The 20,392-nt window shown below is 72.1% G+C and carries 17 protein-coding genes; 12 read left to right on the forward strand and 5 right to left on the reverse strand.

Translation table 11 applies throughout. The features are described 5' to 3' along the window. Window positions 1-69: 69 nt before the first annotated feature. Window positions 70-1,899: an alpha-L-fucosidase gene (locus TU31_RS31310; protein ID WP_042160878.1), complete on the forward strand. Its 1,830-nt coding sequence runs from the start codon at window positions 70-72 to the stop codon at window positions 1,897-1,899. Between the two features lie 119 nt (window positions 1,900-2,018). Beyond that, window positions 2,019-2,594 carry a TIGR03086 family metal-binding protein gene (locus tag TU31_RS31315; protein WP_042160881.1) on the forward strand — a complete coding sequence of 192 codons (576 nt, stop codon included), beginning with the start codon at window positions 2,019-2,021 and terminating at the stop codon, window positions 2,592-2,594. A 55-nt stretch (window positions 2,595-2,649) separates the two neighbouring features. On the opposite strand, the gene TU31_RS38850 is transcribed toward TU31_RS31315, so the two are convergent. Continuing rightward, window positions 2,650-2,820 carry a hypothetical protein gene (locus tag TU31_RS38850; RefSeq protein WP_158686011.1) on the reverse strand — a complete coding sequence of 57 codons (171 nt, stop codon included), beginning with the start codon at window positions 2,818-2,820 and terminating at the stop codon, window positions 2,650-2,652. A 392-nt stretch (window positions 2,821-3,212) separates the two neighbouring features. Here TU31_RS38850 and TU31_RS31320 point away from each other — a divergent pair, with 392 nt between their 5' ends. Further along, window positions 3,213-4,637: a lipase maturation factor family protein gene (locus TU31_RS31320; RefSeq protein ID WP_042160883.1), complete on the forward strand. Its 1,425-nt coding sequence runs from the start codon at window positions 3,213-3,215 to the stop codon at window positions 4,635-4,637. Here TU31_RS31320 and TU31_RS31325 read toward each other — a convergent pair. Further along, window positions 4,531-5,619 carry a tetratricopeptide repeat protein gene (locus TU31_RS31325; RefSeq protein ID WP_042160885.1) on the reverse strand — a complete coding sequence of 363 codons (1,089 nt, stop codon included), beginning with the start codon at window positions 5,617-5,619 and terminating at the stop codon, window positions 4,531-4,533. The genes TU31_RS31320 and TU31_RS31325 overlap by 107 nt on opposite strands. Before the next feature lie 296 nt (window positions 5,620-5,915). Here TU31_RS31325 and TU31_RS31330 point away from each other — a divergent pair, with 296 nt between their 5' ends. Then, the gene (locus TU31_RS31330) at window positions 5,916-7,112 is read left to right on the forward strand and encodes a lactonase family protein (protein ID WP_042160887.1); all 1,197 of its coding nucleotides are present in this window, start codon (window positions 5,916-5,918) and stop codon (window positions 7,110-7,112) included. A 99-nt stretch (window positions 7,113-7,211) separates the two neighbouring features. Further along, a complete protein-coding gene (locus TU31_RS31335) occupies window positions 7,212-8,621 on the forward strand; it encodes an amino acid permease (RefSeq protein ID WP_078886071.1) in 1,410 nt (469 codons plus the stop codon). Window positions 8,622-8,645: 24 nt separating this feature from the next. Here TU31_RS31335 and TU31_RS31340 read toward each other — a convergent pair whose 3' ends face one another. Beyond that, window positions 8,646-9,914, reverse strand: coding sequence for an aspartate aminotransferase type Ic (locus TU31_RS31340; protein WP_042160891.1), 1,269 nt, complete (start codon window positions 9,912-9,914; stop codon window positions 8,646-8,648). 298 nt (window positions 9,915-10,212) lie between these two features. On the opposite strand from TU31_RS31340, the gene TU31_RS31345 reads away from it, so the two are divergent. Together TU31_RS31345 and TU31_RS31350 are read left to right on the forward strand one after the other, a co-directional pair. Continuing rightward, window positions 10,213-11,631: a hypothetical protein gene (locus TU31_RS31345; RefSeq protein ID WP_052719126.1), complete on the forward strand. Its 1,419-nt coding sequence runs from the start codon at window positions 10,213-10,215 to the stop codon at window positions 11,629-11,631. Window positions 11,632-11,963: 332 nt separating this feature from the next. Next, window positions 11,964-13,367, forward strand: coding sequence for an alpha/beta hydrolase family protein (locus tag TU31_RS31350; RefSeq protein WP_042160893.1), 1,404 nt, complete (start codon window positions 11,964-11,966; stop codon window positions 13,365-13,367). An 83-nt stretch (window positions 13,368-13,450) separates the two neighbouring features. Here TU31_RS31350 and TU31_RS31355 read toward each other — a convergent pair whose 3' ends face one another. Continuing rightward, window positions 13,451-14,224 carry a PaaX family transcriptional regulator C-terminal domain-containing protein gene (locus TU31_RS31355; RefSeq protein ID WP_042160895.1) on the reverse strand — a complete coding sequence of 258 codons (774 nt, stop codon included), beginning with the start codon at window positions 14,222-14,224 and terminating at the stop codon, window positions 13,451-13,453. An 80-nt stretch (window positions 14,225-14,304) separates the two neighbouring features. Between TU31_RS31355 and TU31_RS31360 the strand changes: the two genes are divergently transcribed. The 5 genes from TU31_RS31360 to TU31_RS31380 all read left to right on the forward strand — a co-directional run bounded on the left by TU31_RS31360 (window position 14,305) and on the right by TU31_RS31380 (window position 19,849). Further along, entirely contained in the window at window positions 14,305-15,969 is a 1,665-nt protein-coding gene (locus tag TU31_RS31360; RefSeq protein WP_042160897.1) for an acyl-CoA dehydrogenase family protein, read from the forward strand. Then, on the forward strand, window positions 15,969-16,820 hold the full coding sequence (locus TU31_RS31365) for a crotonase/enoyl-CoA hydratase family protein (RefSeq protein ID WP_245698923.1): 852 nt from the start codon (window positions 15,969-15,971) through the stop codon (window positions 16,818-16,820). Before TU31_RS31360 ends, TU31_RS31365 begins: the two co-directional genes overlap by 1 nt. Window positions 16,821-16,933: 113 nt before the next feature. Next, entirely contained in the window at window positions 16,934-17,443 is a 510-nt protein-coding gene (locus TU31_RS31370; RefSeq protein ID WP_042160899.1) for a DUF1990 domain-containing protein, read from the forward strand. Window positions 17,444-17,680: 237 nt separating this feature from the next. After that, the gene (locus TU31_RS31375; RefSeq protein WP_078886072.1) at window positions 17,681-18,904 is read left to right on the forward strand and encodes a metallophosphoesterase; all 1,224 of its coding nucleotides are present in this window, start codon (window positions 17,681-17,683) and stop codon (window positions 18,902-18,904) included. Between the two features lie 102 nt (window positions 18,905-19,006). Beyond that, a complete protein-coding gene (locus TU31_RS31380; protein ID WP_042160903.1) occupies window positions 19,007-19,849 on the forward strand; it encodes an SMI1/KNR4 family protein in 843 nt (280 codons plus the stop codon). Between the two features lie 58 nt (window positions 19,850-19,907). Here the strand turns inward: TU31_RS31380 and TU31_RS31385 are convergent, their stop codons facing one another. Beyond that, window positions 19,908-20,339, reverse strand: coding sequence for a DUF2000 domain-containing protein (locus TU31_RS31385; protein WP_042160905.1), 432 nt, complete (start codon window positions 20,337-20,339; stop codon window positions 19,908-19,910). Window positions 20,340-20,392: the final 53 nt, after the last annotated feature.

A 20,392-nucleotide genomic window follows, 5' to 3' on the forward strand; every position in this document is an offset into this window, starting at 1 on the left:
TGCCGGGGCTGCACCATGCGGGATGGCACAGGAGGCACGTACGTGACCAACTGACCCGAGGAGCGAGCGATGCACAGCCGCACAAGACGGTTCGGGCTGCTGGGACTGACGGGGGCGCTGGGCGCCCTGCTGCTGACCGCCGGCGGCCCCGGGGCCGCCGCACAGCCCCCGCCCCGGCCCACCGCCGGCCCCGGCACCAACCACGCCACCGACGACCCCTTCACCTCGGCGCGCACCTCGTGGTGGCGGCAGAGCCGCTTCGGGATGTTCATCCACTTCGGCGCGTACTCGAACCTGGAGGGCGAGTACACCCGGCCCGACGGCACGGTCTGCCGCAACGCGGAGTGGATCAAGCGCGAGTGCCGGATCCCGGACCAGGAGTACGAACGGCAGGCGGCCACCTTCAACCCGTCCGCCTTCGACGCCCGCGCGATCGTCCGGGCGGCCCAGGACGCCGGTCAGCGCTATATCGTCATCACCGCCAAGCACCATGACGGCTATGCGATGTGGCCGACGCGGCAGAACACCTGGAATCTGCGGGACCACTCCTCCTTCGACCAGCGGCGCGACATCCTCGCCGAGCTGAAGAAGGCCGCCGACGCCGCCGGGATCAAGCTCGGCTTCTACTACTCGATCTGGGACTGGCACGATCCGGACTTCGCCGGCCCGGGCACCTTCCCGCGCTACAAGAAACGGATGTACGCCCAGCTCAAGGAGCTGATCGAGCACTACGACCCGGCGCTGCTGTGGTTCGACGGCGAGTGGGACACGGACAACCCCACCAACCCCTGGTCCCGCCGGGACGGTGCGGACCTCCAGGCGTATCTGCACACCCTGAACCCGCGTCTGATCGTCAACAACCGCGTCGGCAAGCGCGAGGTGGCCGACGGCGACTTCGGCACGCCGGAGCAGGAGATCCCGGCGGAACCGGTGGACGGGCAGCTGTGGGAGAGCTGTATGACGCTCAACGACCACTGGGGTTTCGCCAAGTACGACACCCACTGGAAGTCGTCGGAGACCGTGCTGCGCAATCTGCTGGACGTGGCGAGCCGCGGCGGCAACTATCTGCTCAACGTAGGGCCGGACAGACTCGGGCGCATCCCGCAGCAGTCCGTCGACCGGCTGCGCGAGACCGGCCGCTGGCTGACCGCGCACGGGCAGGGCGACGCGGTGTACGGAGCCGGGCACACCGGGCTGGTGGCGGACCCGCCCTGGGGCGCGGTCTCCCGCCGGGGCAACGAGCTGTATGCCGCGGTCACCGCCTGGCCGGCCGCCGGCGCTCCCCTCCACCTCACGGCCAGGGCGCCGTTCGACATCACCGCCGCCCGGGTCCTGGGCAGTTCCCAGCAGGTGACGGTCGCCCGCTCCGGGGACGGCTTCGACCTCACCCCGTCCGGCGCGGCCACCGATCCGCGGGCGAGCGTCATCCGGCTCACCATCCGGCCGCCGGCCGCGGCGCCCGTCGGTAAGGGCACCGGGCTGACGGCGCGGAGCTGGGCCAATGACTCCTTCTCCGGCCCGCCCGCGGTGACCGCCGTCGATCCGACGGTGAACAAGTCCTACCGCTTCGACGGCTCACCGGCCCCGGAGATCCCCGCCGATCACTTCAGCACCCGCTGGACCGGCAGCATCGAGCCGCGCTACGACGAGACGTACACCTTCACCACCGTCTCGGACGACACCGTGCGGCTGTGGATCGACGGTGAGCCGGTGATCGACAGCGCCACCCCGCACGGCCCGAAGGTCGACAAGGGGACGGCCACCCTGAAGGCCGGTCACCGGCACCGTATCCGGATCGACTACACGGAGCAGACCGGCGAGGCCCATATGAAGCTGCTGTGGTCCAGCCCGAGCCAGGACCGGCAGATCGTGCCGCGGCGTCAGCTCTACGCCGACTGATCGCGGCCGGGGGCCGGAAATCCACCGCCCCGTTGGGCCGTTCGGGTCACGCCGGCCCTGGGGTGATCGGCCGTGCGTCAGGGCGCCGTTGTCGGTGCCCGCTCCTATCCTCGGGGAGCATGGACAACGACGAGATCCTGCGAACCCATGGTGAGGCTCTCGCGCTCTTCGGGACCCGGGTGCATGCCGTCCGCGACGACCAGTGGGACGGCCCCACGCCGTGCACGGACTGGTCGGTGCGCGATCTGGTGAACCATCTCACCGCCGAACAGCTGTGGGTGCCCCGCCTGGTGCGGGACGGCGCCTCGATCACGGACGTCGGCTCGGAGTATGACGGCGATGTGCTCGGGGACGACCCGGCCGGGGCCTGGGACCGCGCGGCGGTGGCCGCCGTGGCGGCGTTCGCGGAGCGCGGTGCGCTGAACCGCCCGGTCCAGCTGTCCTACGGCACCCAACGGGCCGGCGCGTACTGCACCCAGATGATGGCCGACGCGGTGGTGCACGCCTGGGATCTGTCCCGTGCGATCGGCGCCGAGGAGCGGCTTCCCGGCCATCTGGCGACGGCGGCGCTGCGCGAGGTGGAGCCGTATGCCCCTGGGCTCTCCGCTTCCGGGCTGTTCGCCCCCGCGGTCGAGCCGCCGGCGGACGCCGACGCGCTCACCGGGCTGCTGTGCCTGCTCGGGCGCCGGCCCTGACCCGTGAGGAGGAGGCCCTCGGGTCAGGGCCGGCGCCACACCTGAGATCAGCCGATCAGTCGATGCCGCGGAAGATATTCGGCTCGGCGGGATCGTCGTCGCAGCCGGCCAGGCGCACCGGGGCACAGCGGTCCCAGACTTCCAGATTGCGGACTTCCTTGATCCGGCCTGGCCGCTCGCCCTGCTTCAAACGGGGCTGCTTGTGTTGAGCCTTGTGCAAAGCCACCACGCACTCCTTCATCGAGGTATTGGTTCCGACGCGGTGGCGCCTTGTTCACAAACCGGGAGGTCAGCCAAGGTTTGTGGCGTTCCCGCGACGGGCCAATGGTGTTGGCGTCTCCCAGAAAGGTCGTCCGTCGCCCCTCAGAGTAACGACGCCGCACGCGGCGCGCTCGACGTTTTCCGTCGCGAAAGTCAAGTCCTCGGAAAGCGCGAATACCGCCCCCCTCAATGACGGGGGAAAAGGGTGAGATTTGTGATGCACATCACTCACCCCAATGGCCCTGCGGTTGCTGCATTCGCCTCGCTCCTTAACGCTGGGGAAGGAGCGAAGGATCCAGCCACCGAGGCCGCGCGCCGTGGCGCAGAGCGCGCGGTCGCGGTGCTACCCATGGGCGGGTGGCATGGTTCTCCGATTCCGGTTACTGGCTCGGGCGGCTGGTCTTCCAGCGCACGCTGGCCGTTCTCTATGTGGTCGCGTTCCTCGCGGCGGTGCGGCAGTTCCGGGCGCTCATCGGTGCGCGCGGCATACTGCCGGTGCCCGCGTATGTGGCGGTGGTGCCGTTCCGCGCGGCGCCCTCGGTCTTCCACTGGCACTACTCGGACCGCTTCTTCGCCCTGTGGTCGTGGAGCGGGGTCCTGCTCGCCGCGGCCGTGGCGGCGGGGGCCGCGGACGCCGTGCCGCTGTGGGCGTCGATGCTGCTGTGGGCCGCGCTGTGGGCGATGTATCTGTCCATCGTGAACGTCGGGCAGACCTGGTACGGCTTCGGCTGGGAGTCGCTGCTGCTGGAGGCCGGCTCGCTGGCGGTGTTCCTCGGTAACGCCGCGACCGCTCCCCCGGTGACGGTCATGTGGCTGCTGCGGTGGGTGCTGTTCCGGGTGGAGTTCGGGGCCGGGCTGATCAAGATGCGCGGTGACACCTGCTGGCGGGATCTGACCTGCCTCTACTACCACCATGAGACCCAGCCGATGCCGGGGCCGCTGAGCTGGTTCTTCCACCGTCTGCCCAAGCCCCTGCACCGGGTCGAGGTGGCCGCCAACCATGTCGCCCAACTCGCCGTGCCGGTACTGCTGTTCACCCCGCAGCCGATCGCCGGATGGGCGGCGGTCGTGATGGTGGTCACCCAGCTGTGGCTGGTGCTGTCCGGCAACTTCGCCTGGCTGAACTGGGTGACCATCGCGCTCGCCCTGTCGGCCGCCGCCCCGCTGTGGGCACAGCCCGCCGCGCCGCTGCCGGCGCCGCCCGTCTGGTTCGAGGTCCTGGTCCTCCTCGCCACCGCCGGCGTTCTCGCGCTCAGCTACCGCCCGGCCCGCAATCTGCTGGCCCGGCAGCAGCTGATGAACACGTCCTACGAGTCGCTGCATCTGGTCAACTCGTACGGCGCGTTCGGCAGTATCACCCGGGTCCGCCGGGAGATCGTGGTGGAAGGGACGGCGGACGCGGTGACCGGGCCGGACACCACCTGGCTCGCGTACGAGTTCCACGGCAAGCCGGGCGCGGTGCGTCGGCTGCCGCGCCAGTTCGCGCCGTATCACCTGCGGCTGGACTGGCTGATGTGGTTCGCCGCGCTGTCACCGGCCTACGCACAGGCGTGGTTCGTGCCGTTCGTGGCCCGGCTGCTGGAGAACGACCGGGACACGCTGCGGCTGCTGCGCGGCAATCCGTTCCCCGATCTGCCGCCGGCCCGGATCAGGGCCCGGGTCTTCCGCTACCGCTTCACGACCTGGCGGGAACTGCGGGATACCGGGGCGTGGTGGCATCGCACCGAGGAGCGGGAGTTTCTGCCGCCTCTCGCGCGGTCAGCTCTGCGCGGAAGGCGATGACCATATCGCGCGCATGGCGCAGCCCGATGCGCACGAAGTCCTTCTCCAGCGCGGCGAGTTCGGCCAGGGTCTCCTGCTCGTCGCGGCCGAGGCGGGCGCGGGACTTGACGAGGCCGAGCCGGGAGAGCGCCTCGCCACGAGGCTCCTGCATCTCACGGAACTCCGCCAGCGAGAGGGTGTAGGTCTCCCGCGCGGACTCGTAACGGCCCGCCCGGTAGAAGACGTTGGCGCGCATCTTGTGGTTGTACGCGAGCGCGCTCGCCAGGTCCATCGTGCGGCAGATGGCCTCCGCCTCGGACAGCAGCGCCAGCGCCCGGTCCGTCTCGCCCTGTACGGACAGGACATCGGCGACGCCGCGCAGCGACCAGGCGCGCCCACGGAAGTCATCGGCCTCGGCGGCGATCCGGGCGGACTCCTCGAACAGCTCCAGGGCCTTGTCGTAGCCGCCGGTGTTGCGGTGCATCTGGGCTATGCCGGACATCGCCCAGACCATGTGCCGGGCCTCGCCGTGCGCCCGGCCCTGTTCGAGCAGCTGCTCATGGAGCTCGGCGACCGCGGCGTAGTCGCCCTGTATGCGGCCGGTCTCGGCGAGGCCGGCGAGCGAGTAGCCGTGGGCGAGGCGGTCGCCGCTGCCCTCCGCCAGCGCGACGGCGTGGGTGAGCAGCCGGCGGGCGAGCGGCAGGGTCCCGCACTGGCGGGCCAGGGTGCCGCCGCTCCACAGGGCCCAGGCCATGGCGCCCGGGTCGCCGGCGGTGCGGGCGCTGCGGTAGCTCTCCCGCCAGGCGTCACCCGCCTCGGTCACCCGGCCGAGCCGGCGGTTGGCCTCGGCGACCGCGAGCGCGGCCCGGGCCCGCTCCAGGGGTGTGCCCGCGTCGGCGTGCGCCCGGCTCGCCGTCGCCAGCACCTCCTCGTACGAGGAGTTCACACCCAGGGCCGCGCCCAACTCACCCTGATATTCCGGGGCGAATGCCTTGCCGTACATAGATCCGTGGCCCTCTCGACTCATCTCCGTGCCTTGATCAACAACCTATGAGCGGTAGGGGGTCCGGCGAATCAGTCCGCATGTGGGTTGTGCCGTACGACTCGAGTGCTACGGATGAGGATCATGGTCATCTTGAGGATGTACGGGTCCGTCAGGGTCATCCCTCCGAGGGAAGAGCGCGCGGGCCCGGCACGCCGCTCCCCGCGGGGCGCTCTGCTTGCCCGAGCGGGCCGGACGGGACACCCTGCTGACGACCACCCGATCACGGACCACCGACCGCGAGCACGAGGTGTGGCATGGGAGCAGAAGACACGGGAACACCGGCCGGGACCGGACGCCGGCGATTCCTCGGCACCGTCGCAGGGCTCACCGCGGCGGCCGGGACGGGGCTGCTGTCGATCCGGGGCCCCGGACCGGCCCGGGCCACCCACCGCCCGGGGCCCCGCCCGCCCCGCGTCCGCCCGCTCTTCCTGGGGACCTACACGTCGGTCCCGGGCGGCGGCGCCGGCGTCGGGTTCGGGACGTATGACACCCTGACCGGGCAGATCACCGCCGGCGGGGTGGTGGAGGGGGTCGCCGATCCCTCGTACCTCGCCCTGGCGCCGTCCGGCCGGACGCTCTACGCGGTCAACGAGCGGGAGCAGGGCGGGGTGACCGCCATGGCGCTGCGGCCGGACGGCCCGCCCGCGGTGCTGGGCACCCGGTCCACCGGCGGTGCGGGCCCCTGCCATCTGTCGGTCCATCCCGGCGGGCGCTGGCTGCTCAGCGCCAACTACCTCTCCGGCAGCGTCGCCGTGCATCCGGTCGACCCGGCCACCGGCGCCCTGGGCGAGCAAACCGATCTGGTCACCCACTCCAGCCCGCCGCCCGGCCCCGGCCAGGACGGGCCGCACGCCCACCAGATCATCACCGCCCCGGACGGCCGCCATGTACTGGCCATGGACCTCGGCAATGACACCGTCTACACCTACCGGCTCGACACCTCGGCCGGAAAACTGACCCAGGTGTCGTCAGCGTCGCTGCGGCCCGGGGCCGGCCCCCGGCATCTGACCTTCCATCCCTCCGGCGACTTCGCATACCTCGCGAACGAGGTCGACAACACGGTCGTGGTCTGCCGCTACGACCGCCGCAGCGGACGGCTCACGCCCGGCGCGCCGCAGTCCACCGGCACCGGTCCGGGCACCAGCTATCCCGCACAGATCCTGGTCACCAGGCGCGGCGACTTCGCCTATCTCGCCAATCGGGGTCACAACAGCCTGACCCGCTATGCCGTGGAGGCGGCCGGGGCCCGGCTGCGGCTGCTGGACACCGTGCCCGTGGGCGGGGACTTCCCCCGGCAGATCGCCTTCTCGCCGGATCAGCGATGGCTGTTCGCGGCGAACCAGAAGTCGGGGTCGGTGACGGTGTTCTCGGTGAACGCCCGGACCGGGGCGCTGCGGCGTACGGGAGCCCCGTTCACGGCTCCGGTCCCGGTGTGCGTACTGCCGCGGTGAACGCGGCACAGGCGCCGCGCCGGCCCCCGCCATGACGTTCCGCGGACGGAAACACTGCGGCAACAGCGCCGCAGGACGGGCTCACTAGCGTCGGTCCGTATGAGCACAGGCACGGTACGGGACGACAGCACGACACGGGACGGGGCGCCGGCCGCGCCGGGCGGATTGCAGCAGGGGCTCCAGCGCCGCCATATGCGGCTGATCGCGCTGGGCGGGGTCATCGGGGCCGGGCTGTTCGTCGGCAGCGGGGTGGTCATACGGTCCACCGGTCCGGCCGCGGTGCTGTCGTTCCTGGCGGCCGGCGGACTCACCGTACTGATCATGCGGATGCTGGCCGAGATGACCGTCGCCCGCCCGGCGCTGGGCTCCTTCTACGCCCATGTCCGCGAGACGCTGGGGCCGCGGGCGGGGTTCACCGTCGGCTGGCTCTACTGGTACTTCTTTGTGATCGTGGTCGCCGTCGAGGCGGTGGCCGGCGGCCGGATCGTCCAACTGTGGCTTCCGGGCGCGCCGTTGTGGGCGGTCAGCCTGGTGCTGATGACGGTGCTGACCGCGACCAATATGGTCTCGGCCCGCTCCTACGGCGAGTTCGAGTACTGGTTCTCGTCGGTCAAGATCCTGGCGATCGTGGTGTTCCTCTTCCTCGGCACGCTGTTCGTGCTGGGGCTGTGGCCGGACGCTCCCGGCGGGCTGGGGCAGCTGACGGCACACGGCGGGTTCGCGCCCGAGGGTGTCGGCGCGGTGCTGGCCGCGGTCGTGCCCTGCATCGGGTTCTTCACCGGCGCGGAGATCGTGACGATCGCGGCCGCCGAGTCGGCCGAGCCGGAGCGGGCGGTGGCGGACGCGATCCGCTCCATCGTGCTGCGGGTGGTGGCCTTCTACGTGCTGTCGGTGTTCCTGGTGGTCACGGTGGTGCCCTGGACGTCGAAGGCGATCGAGGTGAGTCCGTACGCGGCGGTGCTGGACCGGCTCGCGGTGCCCGCGGCCGGCACGGTCATGAACGCGCTGGTGCTGATCGCCGTGCTGTCCTGCCTGAACTCCGCGCTCTACACGTCGTCCCGGATGCTGTTCGCGCTCACCCGCAACGGGGACGCGCCGCGCGAATTCACCGCGGTCAGCGCGAGCGGGGTGCCGCGCCGGGCGCTGCTGGCCGGGACGTCGGCCGGCTATCTGTCGGTGATCGCGGCCTGGATCTCGCCCGATGTCGTCTTCCGGTTCCTCATCAACTCCTACGGCGCGGTCGCCCTGTTCGTCTATCTGGCGATCGCGGTCGCCCAGGTGCGGATGCGGCGGAAGCTGGAGCGTACGGAGCCGGAGCGGCTGACGCTGAAGATGTGGCTCTTCCCGTGGCTGAGCCGGCTGACCATCGCGCTGATGGCGGTGGTGATCGGGGCGATGGCGTGGCTGCCGGACAGCCGGTCGCAGTTCTGGCTGAGTCTGCTGACGGTGGCCGTGGTGCTGGCCGGATACGAGCTGCGGCGGCGGAAGGGGCCGGCCGACGCGGACTGAGCCGCGCCGGCCGGCGGAGACCTTCTAGGCGGCCTGCTGCTCGTAGCCCACGAGCCGGACGCAGACGGCGAGGCCCTCGATGGCCTGCTCCAGCTCCGTGAGGCCCGGGTAGCTGGGCGCGATCCGTATGGTGGCGTCGCGCGGGTCGTCGCCGTACGGGTGGGTGGCGCCGGCCGGGGTCAGCACGATGCCCGCCTCGGCGGCCCGGCGTACGACCTCCTTGGCGCAGCCGTCCGGCACTTCGAGGGTGACGAAGTAGCCGCCCTTGGGGTCGGTCCACCGGGCGAGCCCGGTGCCGCCGAGCTCCGCCTCCAGGATCCGGGCCACCATCTCGAACTTCGGCTGGAGCAGGGCGCGCTGGCGCTCCATGTGGGCCCGCACCCCGTCGGCGTCCCGCAGGAACATCGCGTGCCGCAGCTGGTTGACCTTGTCCGGGCCGATCGACCGCTTGGCGTTGTTGCCCAGCAGCCACTCCACATTCGCGGGCGACGAGCCGAAGAAGGCGACGCCGGCGCCCGCCGCGGTGATCTTCGAGGTGGAGCCGAAGACGAACGCGCGGTCCGGGTTCCCGGCCTCCGCGCAGGCGGCGAGCAGGTCGGCTATCTCGACCGGCTCGTCGGTGAGGTGGTGGGCGGCGTACGCGTTGTCCCAGAAGATCCGGAAATCGGGCGCGGCGGTGCTCATCGCGGCCAGTCGCGCCACCGTCGCGTCGCTGTAGCAGACCCCGTCCGGGTTGCTGTACTTCGGGACGCACCAGATGCCCTTGACGGCCGGGTCCTCGGCGACCAGCCGCTCCACGACCGCCATGTCCGGCCCCTCGGCCGTCATCGGCACCGGGATCATCTCGATCCCGAACCGCTCACAGAGCGCGAAGTGCCGGTCGTACCCCGGGACCGGGCACAGGAACGCGATCCGCTCCTGGTCCACCCAGCGCGACTCGGCCCCCGGCAGCACGCTCAGCAGGGCGTGCACCAGGCAGTCGTGCATTAGCTCAAGGCTGGAGTTGCCCGCCGCGAGGAGCTGCCCGACCGGCACCTGGAGCACCTCGGCGAAGATCTCCCGGATCTCCGGCAGCCCCTGAAGACCACCGTAGTTGCGCACGTCCGTGCCGTCGGCGGCGGTGTGCCGCCCGGCCGGCAGGCTCAGCAGGTCCGCGGAGAGGTCGAGCTGCTCGGGCGCCGGCTTGCCCCGGGTGAGGTTCAGCGAGAGCCCACGCCCCGCGAGATCCTGATAGTCCTTGCGGGCTCGCTCAAGGAGCCCACTCAGGGCGTCGGCGCTCAGCTCGGTGGTCATGGTGTTTCCTCTCAGGCCGGTGGCGCCGCGGGGACGGCGCCCGGGGCTTCGGTACTGCCTGCCGAGGATACAAACCGCCGTTCGAACGCCCCGGCCAGCCCCGGGTGGATCTTGCTCGGGCCCGGCATGACGGGGTTCCGGGCCTCCCTGCCGTCCCATTCGCGGCTTTACACCCCCTATGGGAATCTGTGAGCACATTCCGAGGTATGTGCAGATGGTCGCCGATCCCGGTCAGGAGGCACCGGCCCGCCGCCGGCCGCCAGGAACCCGGCACGGGCACCCCATCGTCGTACCCAGCATGATCGACACTCCTGCCGCCCTGACCCAGCGGCTCATCGAGGCGTGGGGGCATGTCTCGGCGGCCTCGGACCGTACCGAAGCGGATCCGCTCGTACGCGACTGCGCCCGCCGCCTGCTCGCCGACCCCGGCGGCGAGACGGCGCCTCTGTGGACGTTCGGGCTGGTGCGGATGGCCGGCTACCTCGCCTGGCGGCCGGGGCCGGAGGCCGCCCGGAGTGCACTGGACGCACTGCTCGCCGTCGACCGGGCGCTGAGGGAGATGCCCTGCACCCATATCTCCCACCCGTATGAGGACACCCTGAAGGAACTCCTGGCGGACGAGGTGTGGCTGGCCGGGCCCGACCTGACGAGCCTGGCCGGCCCGGCGCCCGAGGGCGACACCTGGCGCTGCCCGGCCAACGTGGCCGGCTTCGCCCGGATCACCGCCGACGTCCTCGACCCGTTCACGGTGGGCGGCCTCCCCGAGCGGATCCCCGCCGCCCACACGAGCAGCCTCAACAGCCTGTCGTCGCTCCTCAACGGCTACCCCTACGGCGACCCCGGCGAGGAGCTGTCCTTCCAGGCCGGCACCCTCCCCCGCCATCCGACGAAGGGGGTGCTCGCCGGATATGTCGTCACCCTGCACGCGAGCCAGTGGTACGCGGCCTCCGGTCTGATCACCGAGCAGTCCGTGCTGGACGACATGATCGCGGGCCTGGAGGCGGCGCTGCCGCTACTGCGCGACACCGCCTGCCCGCACACCGCCGCCGAGCACCCCCAGCCGTCCGGCGACCCGAGCGGCGACGCCAGGACCGGCTACTTCCTGCGCAGCCCCGGCGGCCGGGCCGAGCTCAGGGCATGGACCGCCGGCGAGTTCCTGAAGAGGTGGCTGTGCCACGGCTTCCTGCACGGCCTCGCCGACGAGGCGCTGGGCAATCTGCGCTATGCGCGGGACTCGCTCTTCGGCACCCGGGACGACCGCCTCCTGGACGGCACGTACCTCCGCCCCGACGGACGGCTCGACATCGGCGCGCTCACGCACTGCTTCGACGAGGCGGAGTACGACAAGTCCTGGGAGGCCGAGAACGCCGTGCGCTGGGCCGCGCGGCGGTACGCGGCCACCGGGGACGACAGCCCGCGGGAACGTCTGGTGCTGCTGCTCCTGGTCCTGTGGTGCGCGGAGGCCGTCGAACTGGCCCCGGACGTCGGCGAGGAGATCCGGGACGTGCTCGCCGGGGTCCGGACGGCGTCGCCCGACACGGCGTGTGCGCACGACGAGGCCCATCCGCCCGCCTGCCCGGACTTCCCGGCACACCTCAACCACCTCTACGCACCGGCTGAGTTCACCGCCCCGGAGGAAGCCCGGGGCGCCGAGGCGTGGGGCTGTCCCCGGTATCTGGCCGGCCTGGCCGAGGACGCGCTCGACGCCCTGGCGTGACGACGGGACGCGTCAGGCGGGTCAGCCGGAGTGGGTGATCACCCCGGTGACGACCCACACCGCCCACGCCAGCGGGATGAGCGCCACATAGGCCAGGGGCCGTCGCAGCACGGACACCCCCTCGTCCATCGGCCGGCGGCCCGGGGCGGGGCGTGACGGCGCCCTCAGGCCGGTGAGGCCGATGACCGCACTTGACGGGGCTCCTGGGCCGGGCGGGGTCCGGCGCGCTCCTGGCCCGGAGGCGGCAACCGGGACCGCGGGGCGTGGCGTTCGGGGGAAGGCCGGGTGTCGCAGAGGGGGGCCGGGGGACGCGGCTCGTACGTTCGGGCGGCATGACGAACGCATCGGCTGATCGCGCTTCCGGCCCCACCCGCCGCACCACGCTGACCGGGCTCGTCGGCGGGGCCGGGGCCCTCCTGGCCGCCGGGTGCAGCGCGTCGCCCGCGACGGCGCCCCCGACCCGTCGTACGGCCCGGGCCTACGCCTCGGCGAGCGATCCGACGCCCGGCGTGATGACGCTCTTCAAGGACCCCGCCTTCAACTTCAACGGGCTCTTCACGCTCGGCGGATCCGGTTACGGCTCCGCCGAGGTGGGCGAGGTCCTCACCGCCGTGAACACCATCAATAAGGCCGGGCTGTCCGCGCAGACGTACACCGAGACGTTCAAGACGCTCGGCGATCAGCTGCGGAAGCCGCCCAGCAGCGGTGAGCCCGACACCCAGACCACCCGCTTCCGTGCCCTGCGGGCCGCGCAGTACTACGCACAGGCGCTGTTCTTCGTGCTCGGCTCCGACACCCCCGGCAGCGAGGAGGCGCTCTACAAGGCGGGACGCGGCGCCTGGGACGCGTTCTGCGAGCGGTGCGACCCGGTGCCGGTGACGGCGCGCATCCCGTACGGGAAGACCCCGCTGCCCGTGTGGTTCTTCCGGCCGGACAGCTCCGGCGAGCGGCGCCCGACCGTGATCCTCACGAACGGCAGCGACGGGCAGAACGTCGACATGTGGACCTACGGCGTCGCGGCCGCTCTTCAGCGCGGCTGGAACGCCCTGGTCTACGACGGGCCCGGCCAGGGCCAGTTGCTCTTCGTCGACCAGGTGGTCTTCACCCCGCGCTGGGAGAAGGTCGTCACCCCGCTCGTCGACTGGCTGTCCGCCCGCCCGGACGTGGACACCGGCAAGATCGCGCTGACCGGACTGAGCATGGCCGGGGACCTGGCCCCCCGGGCGGCGGCCTTCGAGCACCGGATCGCCGCTCTGGTGGCGATGCCCGGCGTGCTCTCCCCCTGGCTGGGCTTCCCGCCGGAGATCCGGGAGATTCTCACCCCGGACAAGGCGAAGACCAACACCATCTGGAACAAAGAGGTGGTCCCCGGGCTGTCGCCGGCCGAGGCCGCGACGATGAAGAAGCGCATCGAACCGTTCTCGGTGCCCGCGATGCTCGCGGCCCGTGCGGGCAAGATGTTCACCGACTTCTACACTCCGGCCACCCTCATCAAGTCGCTGGACATCACGGATGTCGTGAGCCGCATCAAGATGCCCACGCTGGTGCTCGACTACGAGTTCGAGCAGTTCTATCCGGGGCAGCCGCGCCAGCTGTTCGAGAAGCTGACGGCTCCCAAGGACTATGTGAAGCTCACCGCGGCCACCGGCGCACAGCTGCACTGCTCCCCGATGGCCCCGCAGCAGCACTGCGAGGTCGTCTTCGACTGGCTGGAGGAGAAACTGTCCGGCAGCTGAGCGCCGCCGCGGCGTACCCGCAGGCCGAGAGCCGGGGCCCGTCGGTGTCCGGGCGCGGTCCGTACGGGGCTCGCACGAGGGCCCTAACCGGCCAGGTACTGCCGCAGCAGATCGCGCAGCTCGGTCTCGAACTCGGCGTAGTTGCGGCGGAGTTGCTCGCCCGGCCAGTTCTCCGGCAGGAGTTCGGCGGGCAGCAGCGGGTCGGCGAGGAGATGGCGGAGGGCGGCCGCCGCGACCGTGAAGCGGTCGGCGTGGGTGCCGGCGCGGTCCAGTGCGGCCGACAGGGCGCGGGCCCGCCGGGCCCAGCCGGTCAGGTCCCACAGCCGGCCGGCGAGGGCGGCCGGATCGCCGTCCGGGGTGCCGGTGAACCAGGTGCACTGGTCGGTGACGACGGCGGGGCGGGGCCGGTCGAGGTTGGCGGGGCGCAGCCAGCTGCCCTCGCGGAGCTCGGCCAGCCGCAGTGCCGCCATGGCCTGGCGCAGCGCGGTGCGTTCGGCCGCCGGGCGGCGTTCCGGGGTGGCGACGACGGCGATCTCCCAGCCGCCGCTCCAGGCGGTGGTCCGCGGTGAGCGGCTCTCGTCCTGCCGGGTCTGGCGGGCCAGCAGCCGCGCGGTGAGGGCGTACGAGCCATCGGTCTGCCGCAGGTCACCGGCGGCCACCATCCGGGAGAGCGCGACCCGGACGGTGCCCTCGGCGATGCCGAAAAGCTCGCCGACCCGCACCAGGGCCCGTGCGGGCAGCCGCGGCGGGTGATGCCCGAGGAGAGTGCTCAGCACGATGGAGCGGGCGGTGAGCGGGCGCAGCGCGAGCGCGGCGGCCTCGGTGTCGTCGATCGTGCGGATGCGGTCGTCGTTCATATGTGCAGGAAATTCTAGCGAGGGCGGTTGCGGGCATTACAGCCTTCCCGCGGCTGTTCGGTTTCTGTAACGTCAACGGTATGACCGTCACCCATGAAGTCGTGAATCAGGCCCCGCCGCTGACCGGGTTCAGCACGGCGGACGAGCCGGCCCTGCTGGAGGCGCTGCGCCGGGACGGCGCCGAGTGGGGCGTGCGGGAGGTGACCGAGCTCGGCGCGCTGGCCGGTTCCGCGGCGGTGCAGGACCAGGCCCGCTGGGCGGAGGAGCAGCCGCCGCGCCTGCACACCCACGACCGTTTCGGGCACCGGATCGACGAGGTCGCCTTCCATCCGGCCTGGCATCAGCTGATGACCGTCGCGGTGGAGCACGGGCTGCACGCCGCCCCCTGGGCCGACGGCCGCTCCGGGGCGCATCTGGTGCGCGCCGCGAAGTTCTACGTCTGGTCCCAGGCCGAGGCGGGTCACGGCTGTCCGATCTCGATGACCTACGCCGCCGTGCCCGCGCTGCGGGCCGCTCCGGAGCTCGCCGCGCAGTACGAGCCGCTGCTCGCCGCGCGCGCCTACGACTTCGGGCTGCGCGCGCCGCTGACCAAGTCGGGCCTGATCGCCGGCATGTCGATGACGGAGAAGCAGGGCGGCTCCGACGTACGGGCCAACTCCACCCGCGCGGTGCCGGCCCGTGACGGCACGTACCGCCTCACCGGCCACAAGTGGTTCACCTCGGCGCCGATGAGCGATGTCTTCCTGGCGCTGGCGCAGACGGAGGAGGGGCTGAGCTGCTTCCTGGTGCCCCGGGTGCTGCCGGACGGCACGCTCAACGGGATGCGGCTGATGCGGCTCAAGGACAAGCTGGGCAACCGCTCCAACGCGTCCTCCGAGATCGAGTACGACGAGGCGGTGGCCTGGCCGGTCGGCGAGCCGGGCCGCGGGGTGCGGACCATCGTCGAGATGGTGAACATGACGCGGCTGGACTGTGTGCTGGGTTCGGCGGCCGGGATGCGGGCCGGGCTGCGGCAGGCGCTGCACCACACCGCGCACCGGCGGGCGTTCGGGCGGGAGCTGGACCGCCAGCCGCTGATGCGCTCGGTGCTGGCCGATCTGGCGGTCGAGTCGGAGGCGGCGACCCTGCTGGGAATGCGGCTGGCGACGGCGGTGGACCGCTCACAGGCCGGGGACGCCGGGGAGGCGGCGCTGCGCCGGCTGGCGCTGGCGGCCGGCAAGTACTGGGTGTGCAAGCGGGGCAGCACCCATGCGGCGGAGGCGCTGGAGTGTCTGGGCGGCAACGGCTATGTCGAGGATTCCGGCATGCCGCGGCTCTATCGGGAGGCGCCGCTGCTGTCCATCTGGGAGGGCTCGGGAAATGTCGCCGCGCTCGATGTGCTGCGCGCGCTGGGCAAGGAGCCGGCCGCGCTGGACGCGTTCCTCGCCGAGGTGGAGACCGCGGCGGGCGCCGACCGGCGGCTGGACGCCGCGGTGGCCGGGGTCCGCAAGATGCTCGGCGGGCTCGCCAGTCCTGAGCGGGCGCAGCTGATGGCGCGGTCGCTGGCGGAGCGGATGGCGCTGGTGCTCCAGGGCTCGCTGCTGGTGCGGCACAGCCACCCGGCGGTCGCCGACGCGTTCTGCGCCTCGCGCCTCGACGGGGAGTGGGGCCATGCTTTCGGCACCCTGCCGGCCGGCGCGGATCTCACCTCGATCCTGGAGCGGGCCCGGCCGGGTGCGGCGGATGCGGCGGGGAACGCGTCCTGATGTCCGTACGGGTGGAGCGCGCCGGCCCGGTGACGACGGTGGTGCTGTCCCGGCCCGCCGCCCGCAATGCCGTGGACGGCGTGACCGCCCGGCAACTCGCCGACGCCTTCCGGGAGTTCGATGCCGATGACGGTGCCCGGGTCGCGGTGTTGTGGGGCGAGGGCGGGACGTTCTGCTCCGGCGCCGATCTGAAGGCGATCGGCACCGAGCGCGGCAACCGCGTGGCCCCGGACGGGGACGGGCCGATGGGCCCGACCCGGATGCGGCTCGGCAAGCCGGTGATCGCGGCGGTCGCGGGGCATGCGGTGGCCGGCGGTCTGGAGCTGGCGCTCTGGTGCGATCTCCGGGTGGCGGAGGAGGACGCGGTGTTCGGGGTGTTCTGCCGGCGCTGGGGCGTGCCTCTGATCGACGGCGGTACGGTGCGGCTGCCGCGGCTGATCGGCGCGAGCCGGGCGATGGACCTGGTGCTGACGGGCCGTCCGGTCCCGGCGGCGGAAGCACTGGACATCGGGCTGGTCCATCGGGTGGTGCCCGCCGGTTCGGCGCGCGCGGAGGCGGAGTTGCTGGCGGCGGAGCTCGCCCGCTTCCCGCAGGCGTGTCTGCGCAGCGACCGGGCGTCCCTGCTGGACCAGGAGGGCCGGGACGAGGAGTCGGCGATGGCCGCGGAACTCCGTTACGGCCAGTCGGTGCTGCCCGAGGCGGCACAGGGCGCGGCGCGGTTCGCCGCGGGGGCGGGGCGGCACGGTGCGCCGGACGGCAGCCGGGAACCGGGAGCCGTCGCGCCCACGGAGCCGCCCCGCCCCGGGACCGCGTCGGACTCCTCCCGCTCCGGCCCTGGTCACGGCGGCTGACGGCAGCCGCGGGGCCCGCCACCCCGCGGACGGCCGGTGTCGTTGAACGCCGGTGGCCGTCCGCGTACCGTCGCTCTGCCCCGTCGTCGCCGCCCGTCCTCCAGGAGCCCGCCATGCGCGATCTGAACTACCCCGAGGAGGGCGGCACCCGCCGTACCCCGCTGCCGCCCGGCTACCACCACCTCCGCGAGGAGCTGCCGTTGGGCCACGGCCGCGCGGTGCTGACCGCGGCGGGCGAGGCGATCACCACCTTCCGGATGCATCGCGCCGCGGGCACCAAAATCCGCTCGGACGCCCCTCGGGCCGCGCCGGGCGTGCACGTCGAGGTCTCGCTGGGGTTCGGCCCGCTGCGGCTGCGGGCGCCGTGCACCGTGGTGTGGACGGTGGCCGAGGAGAACCGCGTCGGGTTCGGCTACGGGGCCCGGCAGGGGCATCCGGAGTGCGGTGAGGAGTCGTTCGTCGCCGAGCTGCGCGCGGACGGCTCGGTCTGGTTCACGGTGACCGCCTTCAGCCGGCCGGCCCGGACGATCACCCGGCTCGGGGGCCCGCTGGTCCCGGTCTTCCAGCGCCAGTACGTTCGCCATCTCGGCCGGACCCTCCGCCGCCTCGTGAACCGTCCGTGAATTCCGCGCAACGGGAACCGGCCACCGCCGCGCGCCGCACCACCCCTCGCGACACCCGTCCGGCCGGGCCGGCTCCGGGAGCCGCGCGCTCGCCACGACCTCCGCTCACGCCCTGATAGCCCCCGGAATACGGGTAGTTACCGACGCGTAGCATGACGGCCGGCGATCGCCATACGTCCACTTCTGCTTCATCTTTTCGTCACCATCACCTCTGGTGACCATGAAAGAAAACCAGACATGTGTGATGACGAACTGATCCCGCCGCAGGCGGACATGACCGAGCGGGAGTGGCTGCGGGCCGGGTCGGAGGCGACGGCCGGGGGGCCGTCGATGCGGACGACGGGGCGCGTTCCGCAGTGGGTGAACCGGCGGACCCTGCTGGGCGGCGCGATGGCCGGTGCGGCGCTCACGGTGCTGCCGTCGCCGGCCCAGTCGCGCGCGTCCGCCGCGCCCCGCCTCGGGGGTCCGGGAGCCTTTCCGTTCCCCGAACACCCCAATGGCAAGGGCGAGTTCGCCGTCCTGGTGACCGGTGACGCGGGGACGGGGGACGAGGCCCAGTACGCGGTGGCGGCCGCCGCCCGGGACCTCTGCCGGACCGAGGGGATCGGCCTCGCGGTGGGCCTCGGCGACAACATCTACGAGAACGGGCCGGAATCCGACGACGACTCGGAGTTCCAGGACAAGTTCGAGAAGCCCAACAGCGGTATCGATGTGCCCTGGCTGATGGTGCTGGGCAATCACGACTGCTCGGGGCTGATCCCCGGCAGCGGCGGCGACCCGTCCCGCGGTGACCGCGAGGTCGCCTATGCCGCCACCTCACGGCGCTGGTACATGCCGAGCCGCTACTACAGCGTGCCGCTGCCCGCCGCCGATCCGCTGGTGGAGTTCTTCGCCATCGACACCATTCCCTGGTCGTCGTATGTGGCCCAGCTCGACCCGCACTACCGCTGGGACGGGCCGTACATGCGCGAGCAGCGGAGCTGGCTGGACGGCGCGCTGCGCGCCTCCCGGGCCCGCTGGAAGGTGGTGATCGGCCACCACCCGTACCTCAACAACGGCAAGCACGGCAGCGCCGGTTCCTACGACGGTTTCGAGATCGGCAACTACACCAGTGGCGTCCACCTCAAGGACATGTACGAGAACGTGGTCTGCGGACGGGCCGATCTGATCCTGTCCGGTCATGACCACACGCTTCAGATCCTGGAGCCGACGGCCCGTACGGGTGGCACCCGGCAGGTGGTGTGCGGTGCGTCGGCCAAGACGGAGGACGGCACGGCACACTTCGGGCACCCGGCGGCCTGGCAGAACTTCTCCGACCACGGCTTCATGGTGCTGAAGGTGTCCGGCGCCCGGCTGACCATCGACGCGTACACCGTCGACGTCGCGACCCGGAAGGCCACCCTGGCCCACCGCACCCGCCAGACCCGGCCGGTGGCGGCCCCGGCCGGAGCGCACGCCTGACATCAGCAGCCGTCCCGGGGGCGCACTCCCGGGACGGCTCATCTCGTACGCCCATCAGGGGGCAGGTGCGGCTGTCCCGCCCGCCGCTTCTAGGGTGTGCCCATGATCGACTCACCGGATCCGCTCGCCCGCATCATGGAACGGGTACCGCCGCCTGTCGAAGCGGTGAACGGCTCCGGCGACTGGGGCGCTGCCGAGCGGGCGCTGGGGACCCCGCTGCCGGATGACTTCAAGCGGGTGGTGGCGGCGTACGGGCGCGGCGACTTCTGGGGCGCGCTCTGCCTGTGCACACCCTTCGGTGACGACAATCCCGTGCGGCTCAGGGCGGATCTCCTGGAGGACTTCGGTCCGTCGCGGGACCGCTGGCCCGAGAAGTACCCCTACCCGCTCTTCCCGGAACCGGGCGGACTCCTCGCCTGGGCGGTGACCGACACCGGAACGCACCTGTGCTGGCTGACGGTTGGGCCGCCCGCCTCCTGGCCGGTGGTCATCTGGTCCCGCGACGACGCCTACGAACGCTTCGACTGCGGAGTCGCCGCCTTCCTCGAAGAGTGGCTCAGCGGCCGCCTCACCTCGGAACTCCTGCCCGCCGACCCGGATCTCGCCCCCTGGTTCGACGCGGCCGTCGACCGCGACCACATCTATCTCCAGCTCGATGAAGGGCCCCTCCCCTACCCCGAACGGCTGCGGATCCTGCGCGAGGCGCTCGGCCCCACCGCGGACCGCGGCTCGTACGAGTACCAGGGCAGCCGACAGGACCACTTCGTCGTCACGGAGACCGGCTGGCAACTGACCTATGAGACGGCCTACGGGCACCAGCTCCGCGTCGCCTTCCCGCCCGCGGACAGCGCACGGGCCCGCGACACGGTGCTCGCCGCCCTCGCCCGCATGGGGTGCGCCGTCCAGTCCGTCTCACCCGTCCACGGCACCTCCTCCTGGGCCTGAAGACACCGGCCACGTGCTGGTGGGCTCGGGGCCGGCGTCGGCGGGTGTCCGGCAGCGTTCAGGGGTGCATACGGGCGCCCTTGAGCACCTTGTCGACCGCGTTGCGCGGTCCGTACACGGCGAGACCCACCAGGTCCAGCCGGTCCTTCGGCACCGCCCGCACCGCCGCGCGGTTGTCCCGGTCGTTGCCGGTGACGAAGAGGTCGGAGGTGAACACCGAACGGGGCAGCGCGCGGGACAGGGCGCGGCCGTGCGCGGCGGTCAGGGTCTCCTTCGTCCCTTCGAAGACCAGGACGGGCTGGCGGAACATCGGCAGATACGGGGTGCCGTCGGCATCGGCGTACGGTTCCCCGATGACTTCGGGGAGCTCGGAGCCGAGGCCGCTGACCAGGAACGCGGTCACATTCAGCCGCTGCCAGGGCTCCAGGTCCTCGCGCAGCAGAACAGCGATCTTGGTCTCGAAACGTACGGCGGGGTTCTCGTTCGTCATGCCTCCGAGACTGCCGCCCGCCCCCTCACCCCTTCTTGTACGTTCTTGGCGTC

Source organism: Streptomyces lydicamycinicus, from assembly GCF_000829715.2.
In the GTDB taxonomy this organism is placed as follows: domain Bacteria; phylum Actinomycetota; class Actinomycetes; order Streptomycetales; family Streptomycetaceae; genus Streptomyces; species Streptomyces lydicamycinicus.

Bases quoted from the DNA above. Each gene is read 5' to 3' on its own strand.
- TU31_RS31310 (WP_042160878.1), top strand. From the start codon at position 70: ATGCACAGCCGCACAAGACGGTTCGGGCTGCTGGGACTGACGGGGGCG.
- TU31_RS31315 (WP_042160881.1), top strand. From the start codon at position 2,019: ATGGACAACGACGAGATCCTGCGAACCCATGGTGAGGCTCTCGCGCTC.
- TU31_RS31325 (WP_042160885.1), bottom strand. From the start codon at position 5,619: ATGTACGGCAAGGCATTCGCCCCGGAATATCAGGGTGAGTTGGGCGCG.
- TU31_RS31330 (WP_042160887.1), top strand. From the start codon at position 5,916: ATGGGAGCAGAAGACACGGGAACACCGGCCGGGACCGGACGCCGGCGA.
- TU31_RS31335 (WP_078886071.1), top strand. From the start codon at position 7,212: ATGAGCACAGGCACGGTACGGGACGACAGCACGACACGGGACGGGGCG.
- TU31_RS31340 (WP_042160891.1), bottom strand. From the start codon at position 9,914: ATGACCACCGAGCTGAGCGCCGACGCCCTGAGTGGGCTCCTTGAGCGA.
- TU31_RS31345 (WP_052719126.1), top strand. From the start codon at position 10,213: ATGATCGACACTCCTGCCGCCCTGACCCAGCGGCTCATCGAGGCGTGG.
- TU31_RS31350 (WP_042160893.1), top strand. From the start codon at position 11,964: ATGACGAACGCATCGGCTGATCGCGCTTCCGGCCCCACCCGCCGCACC.
- TU31_RS31355 (WP_042160895.1), bottom strand. From the start codon at position 14,224: ATGAACGACGACCGCATCCGCACGATCGACGACACCGAGGCCGCCGCG.
- TU31_RS31360 (WP_042160897.1), top strand. From the start codon at position 14,305: ATGACCGTCACCCATGAAGTCGTGAATCAGGCCCCGCCGCTGACCGGG.
- TU31_RS31365 (WP_245698923.1), top strand. From the start codon at position 15,969: ATGTCCGTACGGGTGGAGCGCGCCGGCCCGGTGACGACGGTGGTGCTG.
- TU31_RS31370 (WP_042160899.1), top strand. From the start codon at position 16,934: ATGCGCGATCTGAACTACCCCGAGGAGGGCGGCACCCGCCGTACCCCG.
- TU31_RS31375 (WP_078886072.1), top strand. From the start codon at position 17,681: ATGTGTGATGACGAACTGATCCCGCCGCAGGCGGACATGACCGAGCGG.
- TU31_RS31380 (WP_042160903.1), top strand. From the start codon at position 19,007: ATGATCGACTCACCGGATCCGCTCGCCCGCATCATGGAACGGGTACCG.
- TU31_RS31385 (WP_042160905.1), bottom strand. From the start codon at position 20,339: ATGACGAACGAGAACCCCGCCGTACGTTTCGAGACCAAGATCGCTGTT.